The organism is Paenibacillus sp. J22P218 (assembly GCF_056269195.1).
Genome location: NZ_JBWDNL010000002.1, coordinates 617,491 through 634,500 on the forward strand (window position 1 = coordinate 617,491; position 17,010 = coordinate 634,500).

Annotated in this window: 18 protein-coding genes; 12 read left to right on the forward strand and 6 right to left on the reverse strand. The window is 50.2% G+C overall.

What is annotated here, in order from left to right; all coding sequences use genetic code 11:
• The first annotated feature begins 12 nt into the window (after window positions 1–12).
• Together AC0YN0_RS11550 and AC0YN0_RS11555 are read left to right on the forward strand one after the other, a co-directional pair.
• A complete protein-coding gene (locus AC0YN0_RS11550) occupies window positions 13–1,080 on the forward strand; it encodes a DUF294 nucleotidyltransferase-like domain-containing protein (protein ID WP_475821398.1) in 1,068 nt (355 codons plus the stop codon).
• 15 nt (window positions 1,081–1,095) lie between these two features.
• Window positions 1,096–1,830: a 3'-5' exonuclease gene (locus AC0YN0_RS11555; protein ID WP_442051790.1), complete on the forward strand. Its 735-nt coding sequence runs from the start codon at window positions 1,096–1,098 to the stop codon at window positions 1,828–1,830.
• Here the strand turns inward: AC0YN0_RS11555 and AC0YN0_RS11560 are convergent.
• Both AC0YN0_RS11560 and AC0YN0_RS11565 read right to left on the reverse strand, forming a co-directional pair.
• Window positions 1,816–2,274 carry a M67 family metallopeptidase gene (locus tag AC0YN0_RS11560; protein WP_475821399.1) on the reverse strand — a complete coding sequence of 153 codons (459 nt, stop codon included), beginning with the start codon at window positions 2,272–2,274 and terminating at the stop codon, window positions 1,816–1,818. The genes AC0YN0_RS11555 and AC0YN0_RS11560 overlap by 15 nt on opposite strands.
• Before the next feature lie 71 nt (window positions 2,275–2,345).
• Complete coding sequence (locus AC0YN0_RS11565) at window positions 2,346–3,557, reverse strand: MFS transporter (RefSeq protein WP_475821400.1); 1,212 nt, start codon at window positions 3,555–3,557, stop codon at window positions 2,346–2,348.
• A gap of 141 nt (window positions 3,558–3,698) precedes the next feature.
• On the opposite strand from AC0YN0_RS11565, the gene AC0YN0_RS11570 reads away from it, so the two are divergent.
• Entirely contained in the window at window positions 3,699–4,238 is a 540-nt protein-coding gene (locus AC0YN0_RS11570; RefSeq protein ID WP_475821401.1) for a TlpA family protein disulfide reductase, read from the forward strand.
• A gap of 184 nt (window positions 4,239–4,422) precedes the next feature.
• On the opposite strand, the gene cimA is transcribed toward AC0YN0_RS11570, so the two are convergent.
• Complete coding sequence (gene cimA / locus AC0YN0_RS11575) at window positions 4,423–6,039, reverse strand: citramalate synthase (protein WP_475821402.1); 1,617 nt, start codon at window positions 6,037–6,039, stop codon at window positions 4,423–4,425.
• Window positions 6,040–6,264: 225 nt separating this feature from the next.
• Between cimA and AC0YN0_RS11580 the strand changes: the two genes are divergently transcribed.
• From AC0YN0_RS11580 to AC0YN0_RS11595, 4 genes are all read left to right on the forward strand, one after another.
• Window positions 6,265–7,557, forward strand: coding sequence for a DNA polymerase IV (locus AC0YN0_RS11580; protein ID WP_475821403.1), 1,293 nt, complete (start codon window positions 6,265–6,267; stop codon window positions 7,555–7,557).
• A gap of 57 nt (window positions 7,558–7,614) precedes the next feature.
• Window positions 7,615–7,851: a ferredoxin gene (locus AC0YN0_RS11585; RefSeq protein WP_307201979.1), complete on the forward strand. Its 237-nt coding sequence runs from the start codon at window positions 7,615–7,617 to the stop codon at window positions 7,849–7,851.
• A 148-nt stretch (window positions 7,852–7,999) separates the two neighbouring features.
• A complete protein-coding gene (locus tag AC0YN0_RS11590) occupies window positions 8,000–8,626 on the forward strand; it encodes a GyrI-like domain-containing protein (protein WP_475821404.1) in 627 nt (208 codons plus the stop codon).
• A 145-nt stretch (window positions 8,627–8,771) separates the two neighbouring features.
• Window positions 8,772–10,217, forward strand: a complete 1,446-nt coding sequence (locus tag AC0YN0_RS11595; protein ID WP_475821405.1) for a L,D-transpeptidase — start codon at window positions 8,772–8,774, stop codon at window positions 10,215–10,217.
• Window positions 10,218–10,233: 16 nt separating this feature from the next.
• Here the strand turns inward: AC0YN0_RS11595 and AC0YN0_RS11600 are convergent, their stop codons facing one another.
• A complete protein-coding gene (locus tag AC0YN0_RS11600) occupies window positions 10,234–10,371 on the reverse strand; it encodes a hypothetical protein (protein ID WP_337101536.1) in 138 nt (45 codons plus the stop codon).
• Window positions 10,372–10,540: 169 nt separating this feature from the next.
• On the opposite strand from AC0YN0_RS11600, the gene AC0YN0_RS11605 reads away from it, so the two are divergent.
• A complete protein-coding gene (locus tag AC0YN0_RS11605) occupies window positions 10,541–11,638 on the forward strand; it encodes a quinone-dependent dihydroorotate dehydrogenase (RefSeq protein WP_475821406.1) in 1,098 nt (365 codons plus the stop codon).
• 17 nt (window positions 11,639–11,655) lie between these two features.
• On the forward strand, window positions 11,656–12,459 hold the full coding sequence (gene yjbM, locus AC0YN0_RS11610) for a GTP diphosphokinase (RefSeq protein ID WP_337101538.1): 804 nt from the start codon (window positions 11,656–11,658) through the stop codon (window positions 12,457–12,459).
• Between the two features lie 68 nt (window positions 12,460–12,527).
• On the opposite strand, the gene AC0YN0_RS11615 is transcribed toward yjbM, so the two are convergent.
• Both AC0YN0_RS11615 and AC0YN0_RS11620 read right to left on the reverse strand, forming a co-directional pair.
• Window positions 12,528–13,073 (reverse strand): PCYCGC motif-containing (lipo)protein, encoded by a 546-nt coding sequence (locus AC0YN0_RS11615; protein WP_475821407.1) that lies wholly within the window; start codon window positions 13,071–13,073, stop codon window positions 12,528–12,530.
• Complete coding sequence (locus tag AC0YN0_RS11620) at window positions 13,070–13,588, reverse strand: thioredoxin family protein (protein ID WP_475821408.1); 519 nt, start codon at window positions 13,586–13,588, stop codon at window positions 13,070–13,072. Before AC0YN0_RS11620 ends, AC0YN0_RS11615 begins: the two co-directional genes overlap by 4 nt.
• Window positions 13,589–13,734: 146 nt before the next feature.
• Here AC0YN0_RS11620 and AC0YN0_RS11625 point away from each other — a divergent pair, with 146 nt between their 5' ends.
• The 3 genes from AC0YN0_RS11625 (at window position 13,735) to AC0YN0_RS11635 (ending at window position 16,984) form a co-directional block, all read left to right on the forward strand.
• Window positions 13,735–15,369, forward strand: coding sequence for an RsmB/NOP family class I SAM-dependent RNA methyltransferase (locus AC0YN0_RS11625; RefSeq protein WP_475821409.1), 1,635 nt, complete (start codon window positions 13,735–13,737; stop codon window positions 15,367–15,369).
• Between the two features lies 1 nt (window position 15,370).
• A complete protein-coding gene (locus tag AC0YN0_RS11630) occupies window positions 15,371–16,117 on the forward strand; it encodes a pseudouridine synthase (protein ID WP_475821410.1) in 747 nt (248 codons plus the stop codon).
• Window positions 16,118–16,189: 72 nt separating this feature from the next.
• Window positions 16,190–16,984, forward strand: coding sequence for a Cof-type HAD-IIB family hydrolase (locus tag AC0YN0_RS11635; protein WP_475821411.1), 795 nt, complete (start codon window positions 16,190–16,192; stop codon window positions 16,982–16,984).
• Window positions 16,985–17,010 lie beyond the last annotated feature (26 nt).

The following is a 17,010-nucleotide window of genomic DNA, read 5'->3' on the forward strand; positions in this document are numbered from 1 at the left end:
GAGAGGCATCAGATGGTTGATCCGGTGTGGGCGCAGCTGCTTGCACGGATCGGTTCAGCCGATCATGTGGAAGAGCTGCGAAGCTTGCGGGATCATGTACACGAGCAGATGGAGGCTCTTCTCTGGGCGCGCCCGGTCGAACAATTTAATGAATATCTGAATGAGATGCACGACGCGGTTATTAGCCGCGCCGTTGCTCTCGCAGAGACGCAGATGGCACGGATGGGGATGGGTTCTCCTCCCGTGCCTTATGCGTATTTATTGTTTGGCAGCGGCGGTCGGAAAGAGCAGACATTGTCCAGCGATCAAGACAGCGGTGTTGTCTACGAGGATCCAGTGTCTGATTCGGCGAAAGTAAAGCAATATTTCAAGCAATTGACTGACATTGTTGTCGGTTATCTTCAGACAAGCGGTTATCCGCCATGCGAAGGCAATGTGCTTAGCAGTAATTCGGAATGGTGTCTCTCGTTATCCGAATGGCGGGCGAAGCTCGATCATTGGTTCGAGGAGCCAGCTTGGGAATCGGTTCGTTATTTGCTCATCATTGCGGACGGACGGGGCGTTTATGGCAATCTAGATTTGGTAGATGCGCTCAAGGACTGTTTCTTTACCGATATGCTTAAATCTCCGATCATCGTTAGGCGTATGCTTGAGAATACGATGCGGCACAAAGTGCTTCTCGGTGTATTCGGTCATCTGCTTAAGGAACGTTACGGGGAAGATGCGGGCAGCCTCGATATCAAATACGGCGCCTACATACCGATGGTCAATTCCATTAGGCTAATGTCCATTCATCGAGGGATTAGGGAGACGGCAACGCTCGAGCGCATTAAGAGGCTTGCGCAGACTGGCTTACTGCAGGAATCGGATGCTCGTCAATATGAGCAGGCGTTTCGTTTCTTCCTACGCCTGAGGCTCATGACGACAGAACAGATGGAAGACGGGTATTATGCCAACAATGGCAAGATTTCGAGCAGGAAACTGACGAAGGAAATGACGGATGAGCTGAAGAGCAGTCTGCGACTAGGCAAGAAGCTGCAGCGTTTGGTTATGAAGCAGACAATGGGAAGGCTAACGTAGGGCGGTGGAGATGTTATGAAGGAACAAAAAGGCGTCGGTCGCATGTGGAACCTATACAAAATGGGAGGATTTACGCCTGCCATCGCTTCTATGTTAGGCTCTCAGAATGCACAGCAAATGGCGTTTATTCGATCGGTGAATAAGGAGCAGCGCAAGCAGTCGATGCTGGACACTCCTCTTCGGGAGCTGGAGGTCGTTATATTCGACTTGGAGACGACAGGCTTCTATCCGAACAATGGCGATGAGATTATATCGTTTGGTGCGGTGCTCATGCAAGGGGTTGAAGTGCATGAGTCGAATACGTTTTACAGTCTCGTTAATCCGAAGAGAAAGATACCGAAATCGATAATCGAGCTGACCGGCATTACGAATGAGATGGCGCAGGATGCCCCTGATCTGATGCAGGTGCTCCATGATTTCATGGAGTTCGTTGGCAAAAGGCTGCTTGTCGCTCATGCGGCAGGGCATGACAAACAGTTTTTGAATGCGGCATTATGGCGTACGTCGAAGGTGAATTTGAATCATCGTGTGCTGGATACGATGATGGTTGCCAAGTGGCTTGAACCGAAACGTGACAGCTACGCCCTTGATGATCTGCTGGAAAGCTGCAACATCGAGATCGTAGACCGTCATCACGCGCTGCAGGATTCGTTAATGACAGCGAAGCTATGGCAGAACTATTTGACCCGCGTATTAGAACGGAATATTACGACGCTTGGCGATTTATACGCCTATTTAAGCAAACACTAGCTCGATCGGCTTGAACCCGGCATTCGTTCGGCGATAAGGTTGGATGTACGGTGCGCTGCGGTCGGCAAGCGATATGATCCAATAAGAAACAGATGAGGCGGGCCAGAAGCCGGCTTGATCCAGGCTTGACGGGATAGCCTCGGTAGTAGGATGGGAGTGGAATAAGCCGACAAGCGATTGTCGGTTTGTTTGCATGTTATAATAAGCAGCCGTCCATTCAGCAGGATCGAATGTGAACGCTTTACGCGGATCGTTATGTATGTTGCGAATAGGGATAACGGTATCTATAGGAGCTTGTTCACCGTTATGAACGGCTATTCCGCTGGCAACAATCCCGCAAGCTTCCTCAGGCAGCCTGCTTATGCAAATGCCAAGCAATTGATCATAGGCCTGCTTAGTAATTAGTCCAACCTCATGATGCGGTATCGAATGCAATTGTTCCATTTACGAACCTCCTTCTCAGCGTAAGTTTTACATTCATTATAACATCTCAAGGATGGACCAGCGGCTAATAATTAGCCGCTGTTTGCTGTTTGCTCCTCCGGGTGGATGAAGCGGAAGACGAGCCATAAGGAAGCAGCGGCTAATAGGACGAGAATAATGAATAGCATCGTTACTGACTTATCGGCAATATAGCTGAACAAGGGAGGACCTGCAGCTACGCCAAGAAAGCGCAGGCTGCTATAGAACGATGTGACCGTCCCTCGATAAGCTCTTTCGGCACAGCCGGTTATCATCGTATTTAAGCAAGGAAGCAACAGACCTGTTCCAATACTGCTGATCGTTACGAACACAATTAGTGCCATTAAACTTCGGTGCCATATAGCCGCAGCTGCCAAGGATAATACGATCACGCTTAAACCGGCAATCATAAGCTTGCGCATGAGCGTTTGCTTCTTCTTGATGATTCGACCAGTCGTATAGGCAGTCAAGACGAGTCCCAGCAGAGGGATGGCAAGCAAGCCCCCTTTGGCAACTCCGTCAATTGAATAGGGCGGCTTCTCGACCATATCGGATAAGTAGAACAGCACGCCGAACAGGATGAACAGGCCTAACGCCCCTGACGCGTAGGCTGTAAGCAGCCAGGCTAGGTTTTTACCGTAAATAGCTTTAATTTCGACGATATATTTCTTGAAAGGCAATGGCTTCTCTTTTTGTTTCGGTTCTTTGATAAGAAAAATGACCGCAATAAGCGAACCTGCGCAGAAAAATGGAAAAGCAAAAAATGGCGCATACCAAGACCATAGTCCGAGCAGCGAGCCGATAATCGGACTGATGACTTTGCCCGCACCGTTCGATGCTTCAATTAAGCCCAGCGCTTCGCTTTCTTCTCCATCCTTGTACATGTCGCCAACGAGTGCCATTGCAATCGGCGCCGTGCCGGCCGCTGCAAGTCCTTGTACGCTTCGCATGGCAATGAGAAGGGGGTAGGAGTTCCATACGGCTGCCATGCCGGCCATGATCCCTGCAGCGCCGTACAGGGCCAGTGCGGGCACTATAACGGTTTTACGGCGGATACGATCGGATAAATACCCGATGAAAGGTATGAACAGACCGGCACTAACCGAGAATAACGTTATAACGAGGCTGGATTGCAGCTCGGAGAGCTTCATATGCTTAGCCATATCGGGCAGCACGGGGACGAGCATAGAATTGCCCAGCACGAGCACAAGAGGAACGGTTGCGAATGCGGAGAACTGAATCCACTTGGACTTCGATTGGGCCATTAGCGTATCTCCATTTCTAATTCGTGACGTATTTATGGCTAATGTGCCCTTCGTCTTGAGCTTCCATGCGGTGCATGTTACGATGTAGGCAGTTTGTATAGGTTGGTTAGAAACCATTTTTAAGAAAGAAGGACGTGCAGCATGAAACGCGTGATTGCTTTGTTTACGATCGCTTTTGTTTTTGCGGGATTAGCGGTATATCAATATATAAATCGAGGAAACGAGCAAATATCGCTTGCGGCTTCCGCGGAAGGCTTTAAGCCGAAAGCGGGATTCGAGGCTGCTTCCTTCGAGCTGCCGGCGCTCGATGAACAATCCTACGCTGTCGGAGGCAAGCGCGAAAAGCTGACATTCGTTAACTTCTGGGCTTCTTGGTGCGGTCCTTGCGAACTGGAAGCGCCTGATCTGCAGAAGCTGCACGAGACATACGGCGATGCTATCACGTTATACGGCGTCAATGCGACGAAATATGATAAGGAGCGGGCAGCGCGCGAGTTTGTCGCCGATCATGAATTCACATTTCCGATTCTGATGGACAGAGAAGGGGATGTAACGAAGAAATACAAAGTGGATACGTTCCCGACAACCTTCCTCATCGACAGCAATGGCGTCATCCGTGAACGAATTAACGGCGTCATTACATTCGCAGAATGGGAACGCTTGATTGAGAAGTGGGCGTAGGAAGGGATAGGAAGAAGAAGAGGCGATTGGACATCATCATGAATGATGTTCGATCGCCTCTTCTTTCGTTGCGGACTGTAAGCGCTATCTGAGTCCCTTACCATACGAATGGAAGTCAGAAGGAAGAAAAAAACTGCCCTCCAAAAGCTTTGGTCTAGGGCAGTCTCATTATAATTTAAGTCAATTAGTGGTTCACGAGACCGATTCGATCCGTATGCTCATGAGAAGGTGATTCAACCTTCACCATACCGAGAAGGGCATAGCGAATGCTGTCGACTAGCGCTTCCCAGCTTGCTTCGATGACATTGTTGGAGACGCCGACCGTGCTCCACGTATTGTCGAGACCGGTTGACTCGATTAGTACGCGTACCTTTGCTGCTGTTGCGTCCTTCTCGTCGATGACGCGCACTTTATAGTCGGACAGGTGAATTTGTTCGATCTTCGGATAAAATTGCACAAGCGCCTTACGAAGCGCGTTATCAAGCGCATTGACCGGACCGTTGCCTTCCGCGGCGGTGTACACCTGCTCGCCGTCCACGTTGATTTTGACAATCGCTTCCGACAGCATTTGACCGTTCGTTTTCTCTACGAGCATTTTGAACGACTCAATCTTGAACAATTCTTTCGATTCGCCGCCAAATGCATCACGCAGCAGAAGCTCAAGCGAGGCGTCCGCGCCCTCGAACTGATAGCCCTGGTGCTCCAGCTCTTTGATTTGATCCATAATCTGCTTCGTCTTCTCGTTGTTGGCGTTGACGTCCAGGCCAAGCTCCTGAGCTTTCGAGATAATATTGCTTTGTCCGGCAAGCTCGGAGACGAGAATACGCTGCTTATTGCCTACAAGCTCCGGCTGAATATGCTCATAGGTTTTGGAATCCTTCATGATAGCGGATACGTGAATGCCGCCTTTGTGGGCGAATGCCGCATTGCCGACATAAGCTTGGCCGACAGGCATATGCACATTGGCGATCTCGCTGACATAACGCGCCGTGTTCGTAAGCGTGCGGAGCTTGTCTTCCGGCAAGCAGTCGTATCCGAGCTTAAGCTGCAAATTCGGAATGATGGAGCACAAGTTAGCGTTGCCGCAACGCTCGCCATAGCCGTTGATGGTTCCTTGCACCTGTCTAGCGCCCGCTTGAACGGCAGCTAATGTGTTCGCAACAGCCAGCTCGCAATCGTTATGCGTGTGAATACCGATCTCGGCGCTAAGCTCCTGACGGACGCGAGATACGATCTCCGTAATTTCGCCTGGCAGCGTGCCGCCGTTCGTATCGCATAGTACGAGCCAATCAGCTCCGGCGTCTTGTGCTTTCTTCAAGGCAGCAAGCGCATATTCCGGGTTATGCTTGTAGCCGTCGAAGAAGTGCTCGGCGTCGTACATCGCTTCGACACCGCTGCGCTTCAGGAAAGCGAACGAGTCGTAGATCATCGCCAAATTTTCTTCCAGCGTCGTCTGCAGCGCGGTATGAACGTGGAAGTCCCATGCTTTGCCGACGAGCGTCGCCGCCGGTACGCCTGATTCTACGATCCGCAGCAGGCTGGCGTCTTGCTCCGCCAAGCTGTTTTTACGGCGCGTACTGCCGAAAGCCGTTATTTTAGCTCGCAAATTCAAAGACTTGACACGTTGAAAAAATTCAATATCCTTGCTGTTGCTTCCTGGATTGCCGCCTTCAATATAATGAACACCCAGTGCGTCAAGCTTCTGAGCGATTTTCAATTTATCATCCGCCGACAGGCTGATCCCTTCGCCTTGCGTTCCATCGCGCAGCGTCGTATCAAAGATTGAGATGATTGTTGTCATTATCGGGACGCCTCCTTCACTGATAGCCTTTTCAAATCATAATGTACTATTATAACACTTGTTCAGTTGATTGTAGAGAGGAGGAAACGTTTTTTTCTTGTTCGCCGCCAATTGGACAGCAATATCCACTTCGCTTCAGTTGACTAGAATATGTACCAATCGTATATTAAGGATATTCGAAAGTTTGGGAACATATGTTTTGTAATTATGGAGGTGAATCCGATCATGCCAGTGTCCGATACGAATGAGCATTATCCCGCCAAGGGACGCGTCATTATTCATTTGGATATGAATGCCTTCTATTGCTCTGTGCATGAAGCGGAGCAACCTGAGAATTATAAGGATAAGCCAACTGCTGTAGCCGGCAGTGTCGAGCTTCGCAAAGGCATTGTCGTTACTTGCTCCTATGCGGCAAGACGTATGGGCGTGAAGACGGGGATGACGGTCAGGCAAGCGATGAAGCTATGTCCTTCGCTAATCCTTATCCGACCGGACTTTGACCTGTATCGCAAATACTCCAGAGGTTTTATGGCGATTGCAAGGCAGTACACGCCGCTTGTGGAGTCCGTATCGATTGACGAATGTTATATGGATATAACGGGCTCCAAGTTGTTCGGAACGCCGCTCGAGATTGCGGATTCGCTGCAAAAGCGCATACAGACGGAATGGTCGCTGCCATGCTCTATTGGACTCGCGCCCAACAAGCTGCTTGCCAAGATGGCATCCGATATGAAGAAGCCGAACGGTTTAACGGTCCTTCGCATAAGAGACGTTCCGCAATTGTTATGGGATAAGCCATGCGATACGCTGTTCGGTATCGGCAGGAAAACAGCGGAGAAGTTGACGAAGATGAATATTCGCACGATTGGACAATTGGCTCATACTGACGAGCAGTTGCTCATCAAGCAATTTGGCGTAATGGGTTCTTGGATGAAGACGGCTGCGCACGGAATTGATCATTCAGCCGTGAATGGAAATCGAGAGCTCAACAAGTCGATTGGCCATACGACCACGCTGCCCAGCGACATCGTAGCCAAAGAGGATGCTCATCGCGTGCTGCTTAACCTTTCCGATCAGACGTGCCGCCGCTTGCGCCGTCAAAAGCTAGTCGCTCTAACCGTTCAGATTACCGTTCGCAGACAGGATATGACGACGATTAATCGATCGCATACGCTAGCCGTTCCGACGGACACTACCGACATCGTCTATCGTGAGGCTTGCCGGTTATTCGACCTTCATTGGAGTCATGGGGAACCGGTACGCTTGCTTGGTGTTGCGCTACAGAATCTGTCGTTAGTCGATGAGACGGCGATGCAGCTTGATCTGTTCAGCTACGAGGAGCAGCCCAAGAAGGAAGCGCTGACGAAAGCGATGGATCGGCTCAGGGATAAGTTCGGCGAGGATGCCGTGTTGACGGCAGGCATGCTGGGGGATGATCCGTCAGCCTTAATTAGGAATAAACGAATTCGCGGGACATCCTTGCAAAGGGACGATGGTTTGTTATATATTGATGAGTGAGGGTTTACGGCATGTATACTAGAGATTATACCGTACATTTATAGGAGGGAATTTTCCATGGGTAAATTTACTTGGGTAGAGAAAGACACTTGCATCGCTTGTGGAGCTTGTGGAGCAACTGCTCCTGACATTTATGATTACGATGATGAAGGCTTAGCTGAAGTTATTTATAAAGCAGACGGAAACAAAGGCAATACTGAAATTCCAGAAGATCTTTACGACGATCTGCAAGACGCAGCTGACGGCTGCCCGACTGATTCCATCAAGATTGCAGATGAGCCGTTTAACTACTAATACAATCATCTCATACATCTAGACAGAAGCTCTCTATCGTCCTTATGGACGGTGGGGAGCTTTTTTTGTCAGGCAAATCATGACATACTGTTGTCATAGTTGTTCGTGTATGGTTGTAGGATCAAACATACTGAGGAGAGAATTGGCTATGAACAAAAAAATAGACTACAAAACAGACTATAAAAAGATTTATCTCCCCCCTGTGGAGCCCGTTATTATTGATGTGGACGCGATGCCGTATATGATGATTAGCGGCGAAGGCAATCCGAACGGTGAGGAATATGTCAAAAGGGTCGAGGCGCTGTATCGATTAAGCTACGCGGTTAAGATGTCATATAAGAGCGATGACGTACCTCCGGGGTACTATGAATACACCGTTTTCCCTCTTGAGGGCATATGGGACTTGATCGATACGTCTAAACCCGCAACGGACCTTGATAATTTAAAATATACGATAATGATAAGGCAGCCCGACTTTCTGACAGAGGAGCTGTTCAATAAGCTGGTAGATCGGACTAACAAGAAGAAGCCGTTGCCTTTGCTTAATGACGTTGTGTACGGGGAGATGACGGACGGGCTAAGCTGCCAAATGATGCACATTGGACGTTATGCGGATGAACCGGCCAGCTTCGCCAAGATGGAAGCTTACTGTAAAGAGCATGGATACGAGCGTTCTGCGCTTATTCATCGTGAAATTTATATATCTGACCCGCGTAAGACGGATGCAGCAAAGCTGAAAACGGTATTGCGATTCAATGTAAGTAAACGTAACTGAGCAATAAATTTCGTCATATGAGCCTCCTGGGCATAACACTTCAAACTCTTTTAGACATAAAATACCCTATTGTTCCTTCATAGATTGCAACGAACGCAGCAATTAACCGATATAGGATATATACATGTTAATGGAGGGATTAGGGATGGAATCGCCGGAGGACATATTCTATTTGAAGCAATTTGTGAAGCAGCATCCCGACAACCAAATGGGCTGGTATTTGCTCGGCAAGCAATATTTGCTCGCCGGCAAGGAAGGAAAAGCAAATTATTGTTTTATACAGGCTGGCGAAATATATGATGCATTCGAGCGTGAGAGCCATCCGCTCGCCGAGCATCAGTTGCAATTTTTGAAGGAATGGAGCCAGAAACAGAAGAAAAAACGGACTGCCAGACGGTTAGCGCTCGTTGCTATTGTGCTTATGGGGGTTGTCTTAAGCTTGCCCGCCGGCCGGGAGTTGAATCATGAAGAGGCAGTATCGCCGATTATTGGATCGCAGCAGACGGTTTCCAAGGTCGGCGTTATCTTAGTTCCTCAGAAGGAGCTTCGTCCGGTAGGCTATGCTTGGGAAGGGCTTATGAATGCTGGCCAATCGGCACCTCTTAAGACGATCGCGGCCAAGCTGGAAGAGGACAAAGGCTGGCGTAAATGGACGGGACGCGCAACGATTGTGATGGCGGTAGAAGTGAAGCAGTCTGATGAAGAGGACGATACGAGTGCGGAAGGAAGCCGCCGCGTGCGATCGTCTGACGGCAATGAACTGGGTGCGACGATGTTCGACTCCAATACATGCAACTGCATTCCTGCGGAGTCGTCCGGCATTTACAAAGAGTACCGCGATTGGCAGACGAAGCAGGAGCTTCATTGGACGGTTGGCAGCGCGGTCACGCAATATAAGAAGCTGTATGGAAATTGGCCGGGCAAGCTGGAGGATCTCGTAAGACCTTATCCGAACAATGTGCTTGCAGGCGAGAAGGAAGGCATGAGAGAAGTATTCCGCGAAGTGCTTGAGCGTTTGAAAACGAAGGAGCAGGCTGGTCAGAGCGGCGAGAAGGGAACGGAAGCATCGAGCGGTTCGAATGGCAACGGCAACGCGATTCGGACGGCCTCAGCTGTCGGATCGAATGGCTATTTGGAGCCGAATTGGAGCAAGCCGCTGGAGATTGTAGTCGATAAGTCTACCCATCGGTTGGCTGTCGTACAGGGGAATATCATCGTTCGCAGCTATAAGGTTGGCTTAGGAGCGGATCGCACGCCGGAAGGCAGCTTCTACATAAGCGAGAAGGTGAAAAATCCGAATGGGAGCGATAACGGAACGTTCGGCAGCAGAGGCATGACATTGTCGAACACGCTTTACGCGATTCACGGAACGGATGAGCCGGACAGCATCGGCAAGGATGAATCGCTAGGGTGCATCCGCATGGGCAAAGCCGATGTTGAGGAGCTGTACGATCTTGTGCCGCTTGGAACGCCAGTGAAAGTGAAAAACGGGACGCTTCCATCTGATTCGAAGTCCGCAGCCGTTAGATTCAAGCTGGAACCGAAGCAGGATGAAACCAATCCCGTCAAAGTGTATGAATGGTTGAACTAGGCTAGCGAGTGCAATACTAGGATACGATAAGAAGAACGGCGACCGCGATTACAACTACGGCAGCGATGGAGCCGATCCAGATCAGAGCTTTCTTGTTTACTTCTTCCTTCGGCTTTGTTTTCATAACGGGCGGTTTTCTTTTGGTTGTGCTCATCGACAATCAACCTTTCTATCTCTTAATGAAAATAGCTGTTTCCATTGTAATCGTTTTCTTCCAAAGCCGCAACCATGCTAGCGTTTTCATATGGTTGCAGCTCTTTTCTTTTTGTCGCAAAAAAGATAAACTGTTCCGTAGAACATACATCTTGGAACGGAGTGGTAAGTTGCTTTATTCTTCTATTCTCAAACCGATTTTTTTCAAAATGGATCCGGAAAAGGCGCATCATCTCGTCATTGATGGGTTAGCAACAGGCGGGCGTATTCCCGGCATGACAGGTATGATGCACACGATGTACGGAGTTGCCCCTTCACCTGAGCTGAAGATGGACCTGTTCGGACTTCATTTTCCCCATCCAGTTGGTCTTGCGGCTGGACTTGATAAGAACGGCAAGGCGGCTGACGGCTTCTCCAGCATCGGTTTCGGCTTCGCCGAGGTTGGCACCGTTACGCCGAAGGGACAAGCTGGCAATGAGCTACCGAGGTTGTTCCGTCTTCCGCCGGATGAAGCGCTTATTAATCGAATGGGTTTCAATAATGAAGGGACGGAAGCGATGGCAGGCCGCCTGGCGCGTCGCAAAATCAACCGAATCCCGATCGCGGTCAACATCGGCAAAAATAAAGTAACGCCTAATGAGCAGGCTCATGAAGACTACGAGGCTTGCATTCGTACGTTATATAACTACGGTGATTTCTTTGTCGTTAACATTAGCTCGCCGAATACGCAAGGGTTGCGCGATCTGCAGCATGGCGACGAGCTGCGCAAGCTGCTTGCCGCCGTTATGGAGGAGATGAGCCGTCAAGGAGCGAAATCGGGACAGAAGACAAAGCCGATTCTCGTCAAGATTGCTCCCGACATGACGGGCGACGAGCTTGAGCATACGGTCAATACCATTATGGAGAGCGGCGTATCCGGTATTATTGCGACCAATACGACATTATCGCGCGAAGGGCTTCGCCATCACAACGCTGGCGAGGCTGGCGGTCTTAGCGGCAAGCCGCTTCGCGACCGTTCGACTGAGGTAATTCGCGCTGTCTACCGCCAGACAGGCGGACAATTGCCTATTATTGGCTCAGGCGGCATTTTTACAGCTCAAGATGCATACGATAAAATCCGCGCAGGAGCGTCGCTGGTTGAAATATACACCGCGCTCATCTATAAAGGGCCAGGATTGCTTCGCGAATTAACGAACGGACTGAAGGAATGCTTGCGCAAGGATGGCTATCGGAATATTGCCGAAGCAATTGGCGCAGATCATCGTTAGGAACAGGAGGCGGCCGGATGGACGGTAGAGATTGGAGTCTTTTTTTACAGCCTTATGAACAAGCGGTTGAAGAACTGAAAGTGAAGTTTAAGACGATGCGAGTTGAATTAAAGATTCGAGAGGCGTATGCGCCAATAGAGTTTGTCACCGGCCGAGTGAAACGGATATCCAGCATTCTCGAGAAGGCGAAGCGGCTTAACGTTCCGGCAGATAAGCTGGATACGGGAATTGAGGATATAGCGGGAATACGAATTATGTGTCAGTTCGTAGACGATATTATCCGCGTGGCAAGCTTAATTCGCAGCCGGAAGGACTTGACGCTCGTTTACGAGAAGGACTATATTACAAACTTCAAGGACAGCGGTTATCGCAGCTACCATATGATCGTGGAGTATCCGGTTCAGACGGCGCTCGGGTATACGAAAGTGCTCGCAGAAATTCAGATACGGACGTTGGCCATGAATTTTTGGGCAACGATCGAGCATTCGCTTAATTATAAATTTAAGGAAAGCTTGCCCGAAGATGTGCGCGCGCGTTTGAAGAAAGCGTCAGAGGCGGCATTCCTGCTTGATAACGAGATGACGAGCATTCGGAAAGAAATTCTCGATGCTCAGACGGAATTCGAGGAGCAGTCGAATGTCGTATCGAAGGTGCTGAAGGGCATCCAAGATTTATATTACTTCCATCGCGTGCGCGAAGCGGCCCAATACCAGATGAAGTTCAATGAGCTGTTCGAGAAAGAAGATTATCAAGGTCTCAGTCAGTTATCGTCCGATATACAGCTTGCAATCAGCAAAGCGAAGAAGGCAAGCCAATCCTAATTGCGCCACATCATAAAACAAAACCTCCAGCGCACTGTGCGGCTGGAGGTTTTGTTGATTCTTCGTTATTAGCTGGCTTTATTCGGCTTGAACGCCTCGTCAATTGCGGCATGGACTTCGTCTGGTGTCTTACCCTGCTTAGTCAAGTCGATGACCATCTCCATCTCCTTCTTGCATATCCCGCAGCCCGTGCTGTGATCGGTCCATGTGACGCCGTCTTCGCCAGCAGGATGCTCTGCCAAGTAACAGCGAAGCAAGGAGTCATGAGGCGTCTCTACGGCCAAACCGTCCATACAGCCGCAGTAGCAATTCATTTGGGCCATAATGTCCGCATGCTGATGAACAGCACGATAGAGATCGCTCGTATGCTCGGTATGATTGGATAGGAAATCGGGAAGAACGTCAGGAGAGGCCGTTGACTGCCACGTTTCCGAACCGTGCTGATGCTCGGCGCCCTTCTGCTTGTCGTCATCGGATAAGCCGCATGCCGTAAGCAGCGTAATGAAAGCGAAGGCGAGCAGCATTCCGTACATGATGCTCCGGGCGCTGCTGCCGCTTCCGCTTGTCTTGGGAGCATGAACACCAACTGCAGGCGTTTGATCATGCTCTATCATTGGGCAGCTTCTCCCGAATACTTATTGAAAAATTGTTTGAAATCGTCCAGCGTATAACCTTGGGTTGTTCCTTCGGCAGCAATGCCGCCTTCCATGCGCTCGACTTCAACGCCGTCTTTGAAATAAGCGAGCGTTGGCGTGTATTCAACCTTCAAGCTCTTGAAGTATGAATCGAATTCACGCAGGTTGAACTGCGGAAGGTCGATTCCAAGCTCCTTGACCAGCGGCATAAGCTCAGGTGTCGTTTGGCGGCAAAAACCGCAGTCGGAAGCGAACAGATAGACGAAGAAATCTTCCTTATCGGCGATCTTCTTATCCAATTCAGCCGGCAATATGATATTCTGATAGTTAGGGTCGTCAAGCAGTTCACGCGTAGCCGGATTCAGCTTGGAGGCAGGTTTGTCGTACAAAGCGTTAATTGTCTCGTTATTATTAAGATAAATGATTGCGCCGAACAAGACGACTATGATTCCGATGTAGACATAAAACATTTTGAACTTTTTTTTCTTTTTCATGAAAGTATTCAGCCTCCAACTCTTTATTGAACGGACAAGCAATTATGCTCTAGCAGGTCTTGTCCACATTATATTCTATTATACAACATAGCCGATTGCGTTTGTACATCAGACCGCAACCTAGACAATTAGCAGGAGGAGACCGTATGATCGGCCATTTGCCTACAAAATTCACGCAAAAGATGGAAAAGCTGCTCGGCAGCGAATATGACAATTTTATGGCATCTTATGCTGCGCCGCGTGTATACGGGCTTAGAATAAATGCACTGAAGCTGACAAGCGGCGACTGGAAGAAGTTGTCCCCGATGGGCGATCGCGTCCGTCCAATTCCATGGACCCAGGATGGACTATATTACGCCGAGGAAGACAGGCCGGGCAAGCACCCGCATTATTATGCAGGGCTGTATTATATCCAAGAGCCCAGCGCGATGGCGCCGGTGGAACTGCTTGATGTGAAGCCGGGTCATAAAGTGCTTGATCTATGCGCTGCGCCCGGAGGCAAGTCCACGCAAATTGCGGCCAAGCTTCAAGGTAAAGGCGTACTCGTTACGAACGACAATGCGCAGGAGCGGACGAAAGCGCTGACCAAAAATATCGAACGGGCAGGCGTTCGCAATGCCGTTATTCTGAACGAAGAGCCGGCAGCTCTTGCTCCTGTTTTCGCGGAATGGTTCGATCGGATCCTTATTGATGCGCCGTGCTCGGGTGAAGGGATGTTCCGCAAGGACGAATCGATGATTGCCGATTGGGAGAAGCATTCCGTCGAGCGATGCGCGGCGATGCAGCGGGATATATTGCGCCATGCTGCCGGGATGCTTGCGCCAGGAGGAATACTCGTCTATTCGACATGTACCTTCTCGCCTGAAGAAGATGAATGGCAGATCGCTGAATTGCTGGCTGATCATAGCGACTTTGAAGTTGTTCCGGTAGCGCATCGTTATGGCTGGGCGGAAGGAAGAGCAGACCTTGCGGCGGCATCGTCAGCCGCCGCTGAGCTTGACGAGAAACGATTGCGCAGCATAGAGGGCACTGTTCGGCTCTGGCCGCATCGGATCGAAGGAGAGGGCCATTACGCGGCTGTATTAAGGAGACGTGAAGCGGTGCCTCCAGTAATGGACAGCGAGTCGAGTGCTGTGCCTGAGGAGCGGGTGCTAGCATCCGCAGAAGCTCCTCTTCCCCCGTCCCGCTATGCGAAGGATAAACTGCTGAGAGCAGCCGATACACGCGGAGGACGCGATTCCGGACGTCATTCGCAGCAAAGGGACAAGCGAGGCGCCAAATCAGCCGCCGATCGCGGACGTGCTGCCGGCGGAAGGAAGGACGTACAGGACGATCAAGATCCGATCAGCTTGTGGAAGGCATATGCAAGTCAATACGTAATCGGTTCGGAAGCATGGGAAGGCAAACCAATCGCCTACGGTTCAAGGGTTTATCTGCAGCCTGAGAGTGTCCCGTCGCTTAATGGGCTCAAAGTCGTTAGGGCAGGCTGGTTCGTCGGCGAGGCTGACCGAGGCAAGTTCGTTCCTTCACAGCCGTTAGCAATGGGCTTGACGGCGCAAGAAGCCGTAAGATCGATTAGCTTCCCTTCGGATGACCCACAGACGCAGCGGTATTTGCGCGGAGAGACGTTGTTTGCGGAGGATGGGGATATTGTTAGACAAAGCGATGTTATCGCGAAAGGGTATGTGCTCGTATGCACAGACGGTTATCCGCTCGGCTGGGCGAAGTATGCGGGCGGCATGATAAAAAATGAGCTTCCAGCAGGATGGAGATGGATATAAAATGGCGAAGCGAATCAGAATCGATAAGCTGCTGTCTCATATGGGAATCGGTACGCGAAGCGAGATTAAGAAGGCGGTCAAGCAAGGGAAAGTGGCAGTAGACGGCAAGCCGGTGAAGGATAGCGGCCTCATTATCGATCCGGATGTGCATGAGGTTTCTTTCGAGGGTGAGGTCGTCGCCTATAAGGAGGTCGTCTATCTCATGCTGAATAAGCCCCCCGGCGTTATCTCCGCAACAGAGGACGGCAGGGAGCGAACGGTCATCGATCTGCTGGCGCCTGAGGATCGTGTACTGTCGCCTTTTCCTGTGGGAAGGCTCGATAAGGATACGGTAGGGCTGCTGCTGCTTACGAATGACGGTCAACTCGCGCACAAACTGCTGTCGCCGCGGAAGCATGTGGACAAAACTTACGTAGCGCATGTTCTAGGAGACGTCGATGAACAGGATCGGCAGCAATTCGCTGCTGGAGTAACGCTCGACGACGGTTATGTGACGATGCCTGCCGAGCTTCGAATCGATAGCAAGGAGCAACGCGGCGAAGATGTGATCTCAATGATCACCCTCACCATTAAAGAGGGGAAGTTCCATCAGGTAAAGCGTATGTTCGAATCGGTCGGGAAACAAGTGATTTTTCTAAAAAGAGTGTCCATGGGACCGCTTCAGTTGGACAATCATTTGCCGGAGGGTGAATATCGCGAACTTTTGGAAGAGGAAGTAGAGCTCTTGCGCACATACAAACGAACGTAATGGTTTGCAAATAACTCATAGAGATAGAGACAAAGCGGGTAGTACCGCTACAACAGGATGGGAGAGATAGAGATGGCTTTGAATTACGATTTAATTGCACTGGATGTAGACGGAACCTTGCTTACCGACGACCATGTTTTAACCGATGGAGTGCGGGAAGCCGTTCAGGAGGCGGCTGCAAAAGGCGCTCAGATCGTATTATGTTCGGGACGCGGACCGTCTGGCGTGTTGCCGATCATGGAGCAGTTGGAGCTTGCAGGAACCCTCATCTCGCATAACGGCGCAGCGACAGTAAGCTCGTATGACCTGGCGGTTGTTCATCAATACGAGATTATCCCGGAATACCTTGCCCCCTATATCGCTTATTGCAAAGAGAACGGCGTTCATTTTGATTTAAATACTGCGTTTGACATGATGGTCGAGCGAATGACGCCTGAAGCGGAAGTGATGTATGCGCGCTTCCACGCGAAACCTTCTGTATTTGACTTTGCAGCTGGATTGCCGTCAGGGCTATTGAAATTCACGATATTCGGAAGCAAAGAGCAGATGGATGTCGTGCAATCCGAATGGGACCAATGGCCAAGGCAGCTTCAATCGATCCGGAGCGGGGATTTCTTCATCGATGTGCAGCATGCGGATGCGAACAAAGGAAAAGCGCTTAGGCAGCTGGCTCTAAGCCGGGGGATCGATCGGGAACGGATATTGGCTATCGGCAATTATTATAACGATATTTCGATGCTGGAGTTCGCGGGGTTAGGCATTGCGATGGACAACTCGCCAGAGCTTGTTAAGCAGTCAGCGGGCGCAGTCACGCTATCTAACCATGAGGACGGCGTTGCTGCTGCACTGCGGAAATATGTATCTTAAATGAAGTACGGACAAAAGACGGCGGC

Coding starts and splice junctions, on each gene's coding strand:
- AC0YN0_RS11635 (WP_475821411.1), top strand. CDS start 16,190: ATGGCTTTGAATTACGATTTAATTGCACTGGATGTAGACGGAACCTTG.
- AC0YN0_RS11560 (WP_475821399.1), bottom strand. CDS start 2,274: ATGGAACAATTGCATTCGATACCGCATCATGAGGTTGGACTAATTACT.
- AC0YN0_RS11625 (WP_475821409.1), top strand. CDS start 13,735: ATGATCGGCCATTTGCCTACAAAATTCACGCAAAAGATGGAAAAGCTG.
- AC0YN0_RS11550 (WP_475821398.1), top strand. CDS start 13: ATGGTTGATCCGGTGTGGGCGCAGCTGCTTGCACGGATCGGTTCAGCC.
- AC0YN0_RS11570 (WP_475821401.1), top strand. CDS start 3,699: ATGAAACGCGTGATTGCTTTGTTTACGATCGCTTTTGTTTTTGCGGGA.
- cimA (WP_475821402.1), bottom strand. CDS start 6,039: ATGACAACAATCATCTCAATCTTTGATACGACGCTGCGCGATGGAACG.
- AC0YN0_RS11585 (WP_307201979.1), top strand. CDS start 7,615: ATGGGTAAATTTACTTGGGTAGAGAAAGACACTTGCATCGCTTGTGGA.
- AC0YN0_RS11615 (WP_475821407.1), bottom strand. CDS start 13,073: ATGATAGAGCATGATCAAACGCCTGCAGTTGGTGTTCATGCTCCCAAG.
- AC0YN0_RS11620 (WP_475821408.1), bottom strand. CDS start 13,588: ATGAAAAAGAAAAAAAAGTTCAAAATGTTTTATGTCTACATCGGAATC.
- AC0YN0_RS11595 (WP_475821405.1), top strand. CDS start 8,772: ATGGAATCGCCGGAGGACATATTCTATTTGAAGCAATTTGTGAAGCAG.
- AC0YN0_RS11600 (WP_337101536.1), bottom strand. CDS start 10,371: ATGAGCACAACCAAAAGAAAACCGCCCGTTATGAAAACAAAGCCGAAG.
- AC0YN0_RS11580 (WP_475821403.1), top strand. CDS start 6,265: ATGCCAGTGTCCGATACGAATGAGCATTATCCCGCCAAGGGACGCGTC.
- AC0YN0_RS11565 (WP_475821400.1), bottom strand. CDS start 3,557: ATGGCCCAATCGAAGTCCAAGTGGATTCAGTTCTCCGCATTCGCAACC.
- yjbM (WP_337101538.1), top strand. CDS start 11,656: ATGGACGGTAGAGATTGGAGTCTTTTTTTACAGCCTTATGAACAAGCG.
- AC0YN0_RS11590 (WP_475821404.1), top strand. CDS start 8,000: ATGAACAAAAAAATAGACTACAAAACAGACTATAAAAAGATTTATCTC.
- AC0YN0_RS11630 (WP_475821410.1), top strand. CDS start 15,371: ATGGCGAAGCGAATCAGAATCGATAAGCTGCTGTCTCATATGGGAATC.
- AC0YN0_RS11555 (WP_442051790.1), top strand. CDS start 1,096: ATGAAGGAACAAAAAGGCGTCGGTCGCATGTGGAACCTATACAAAATG.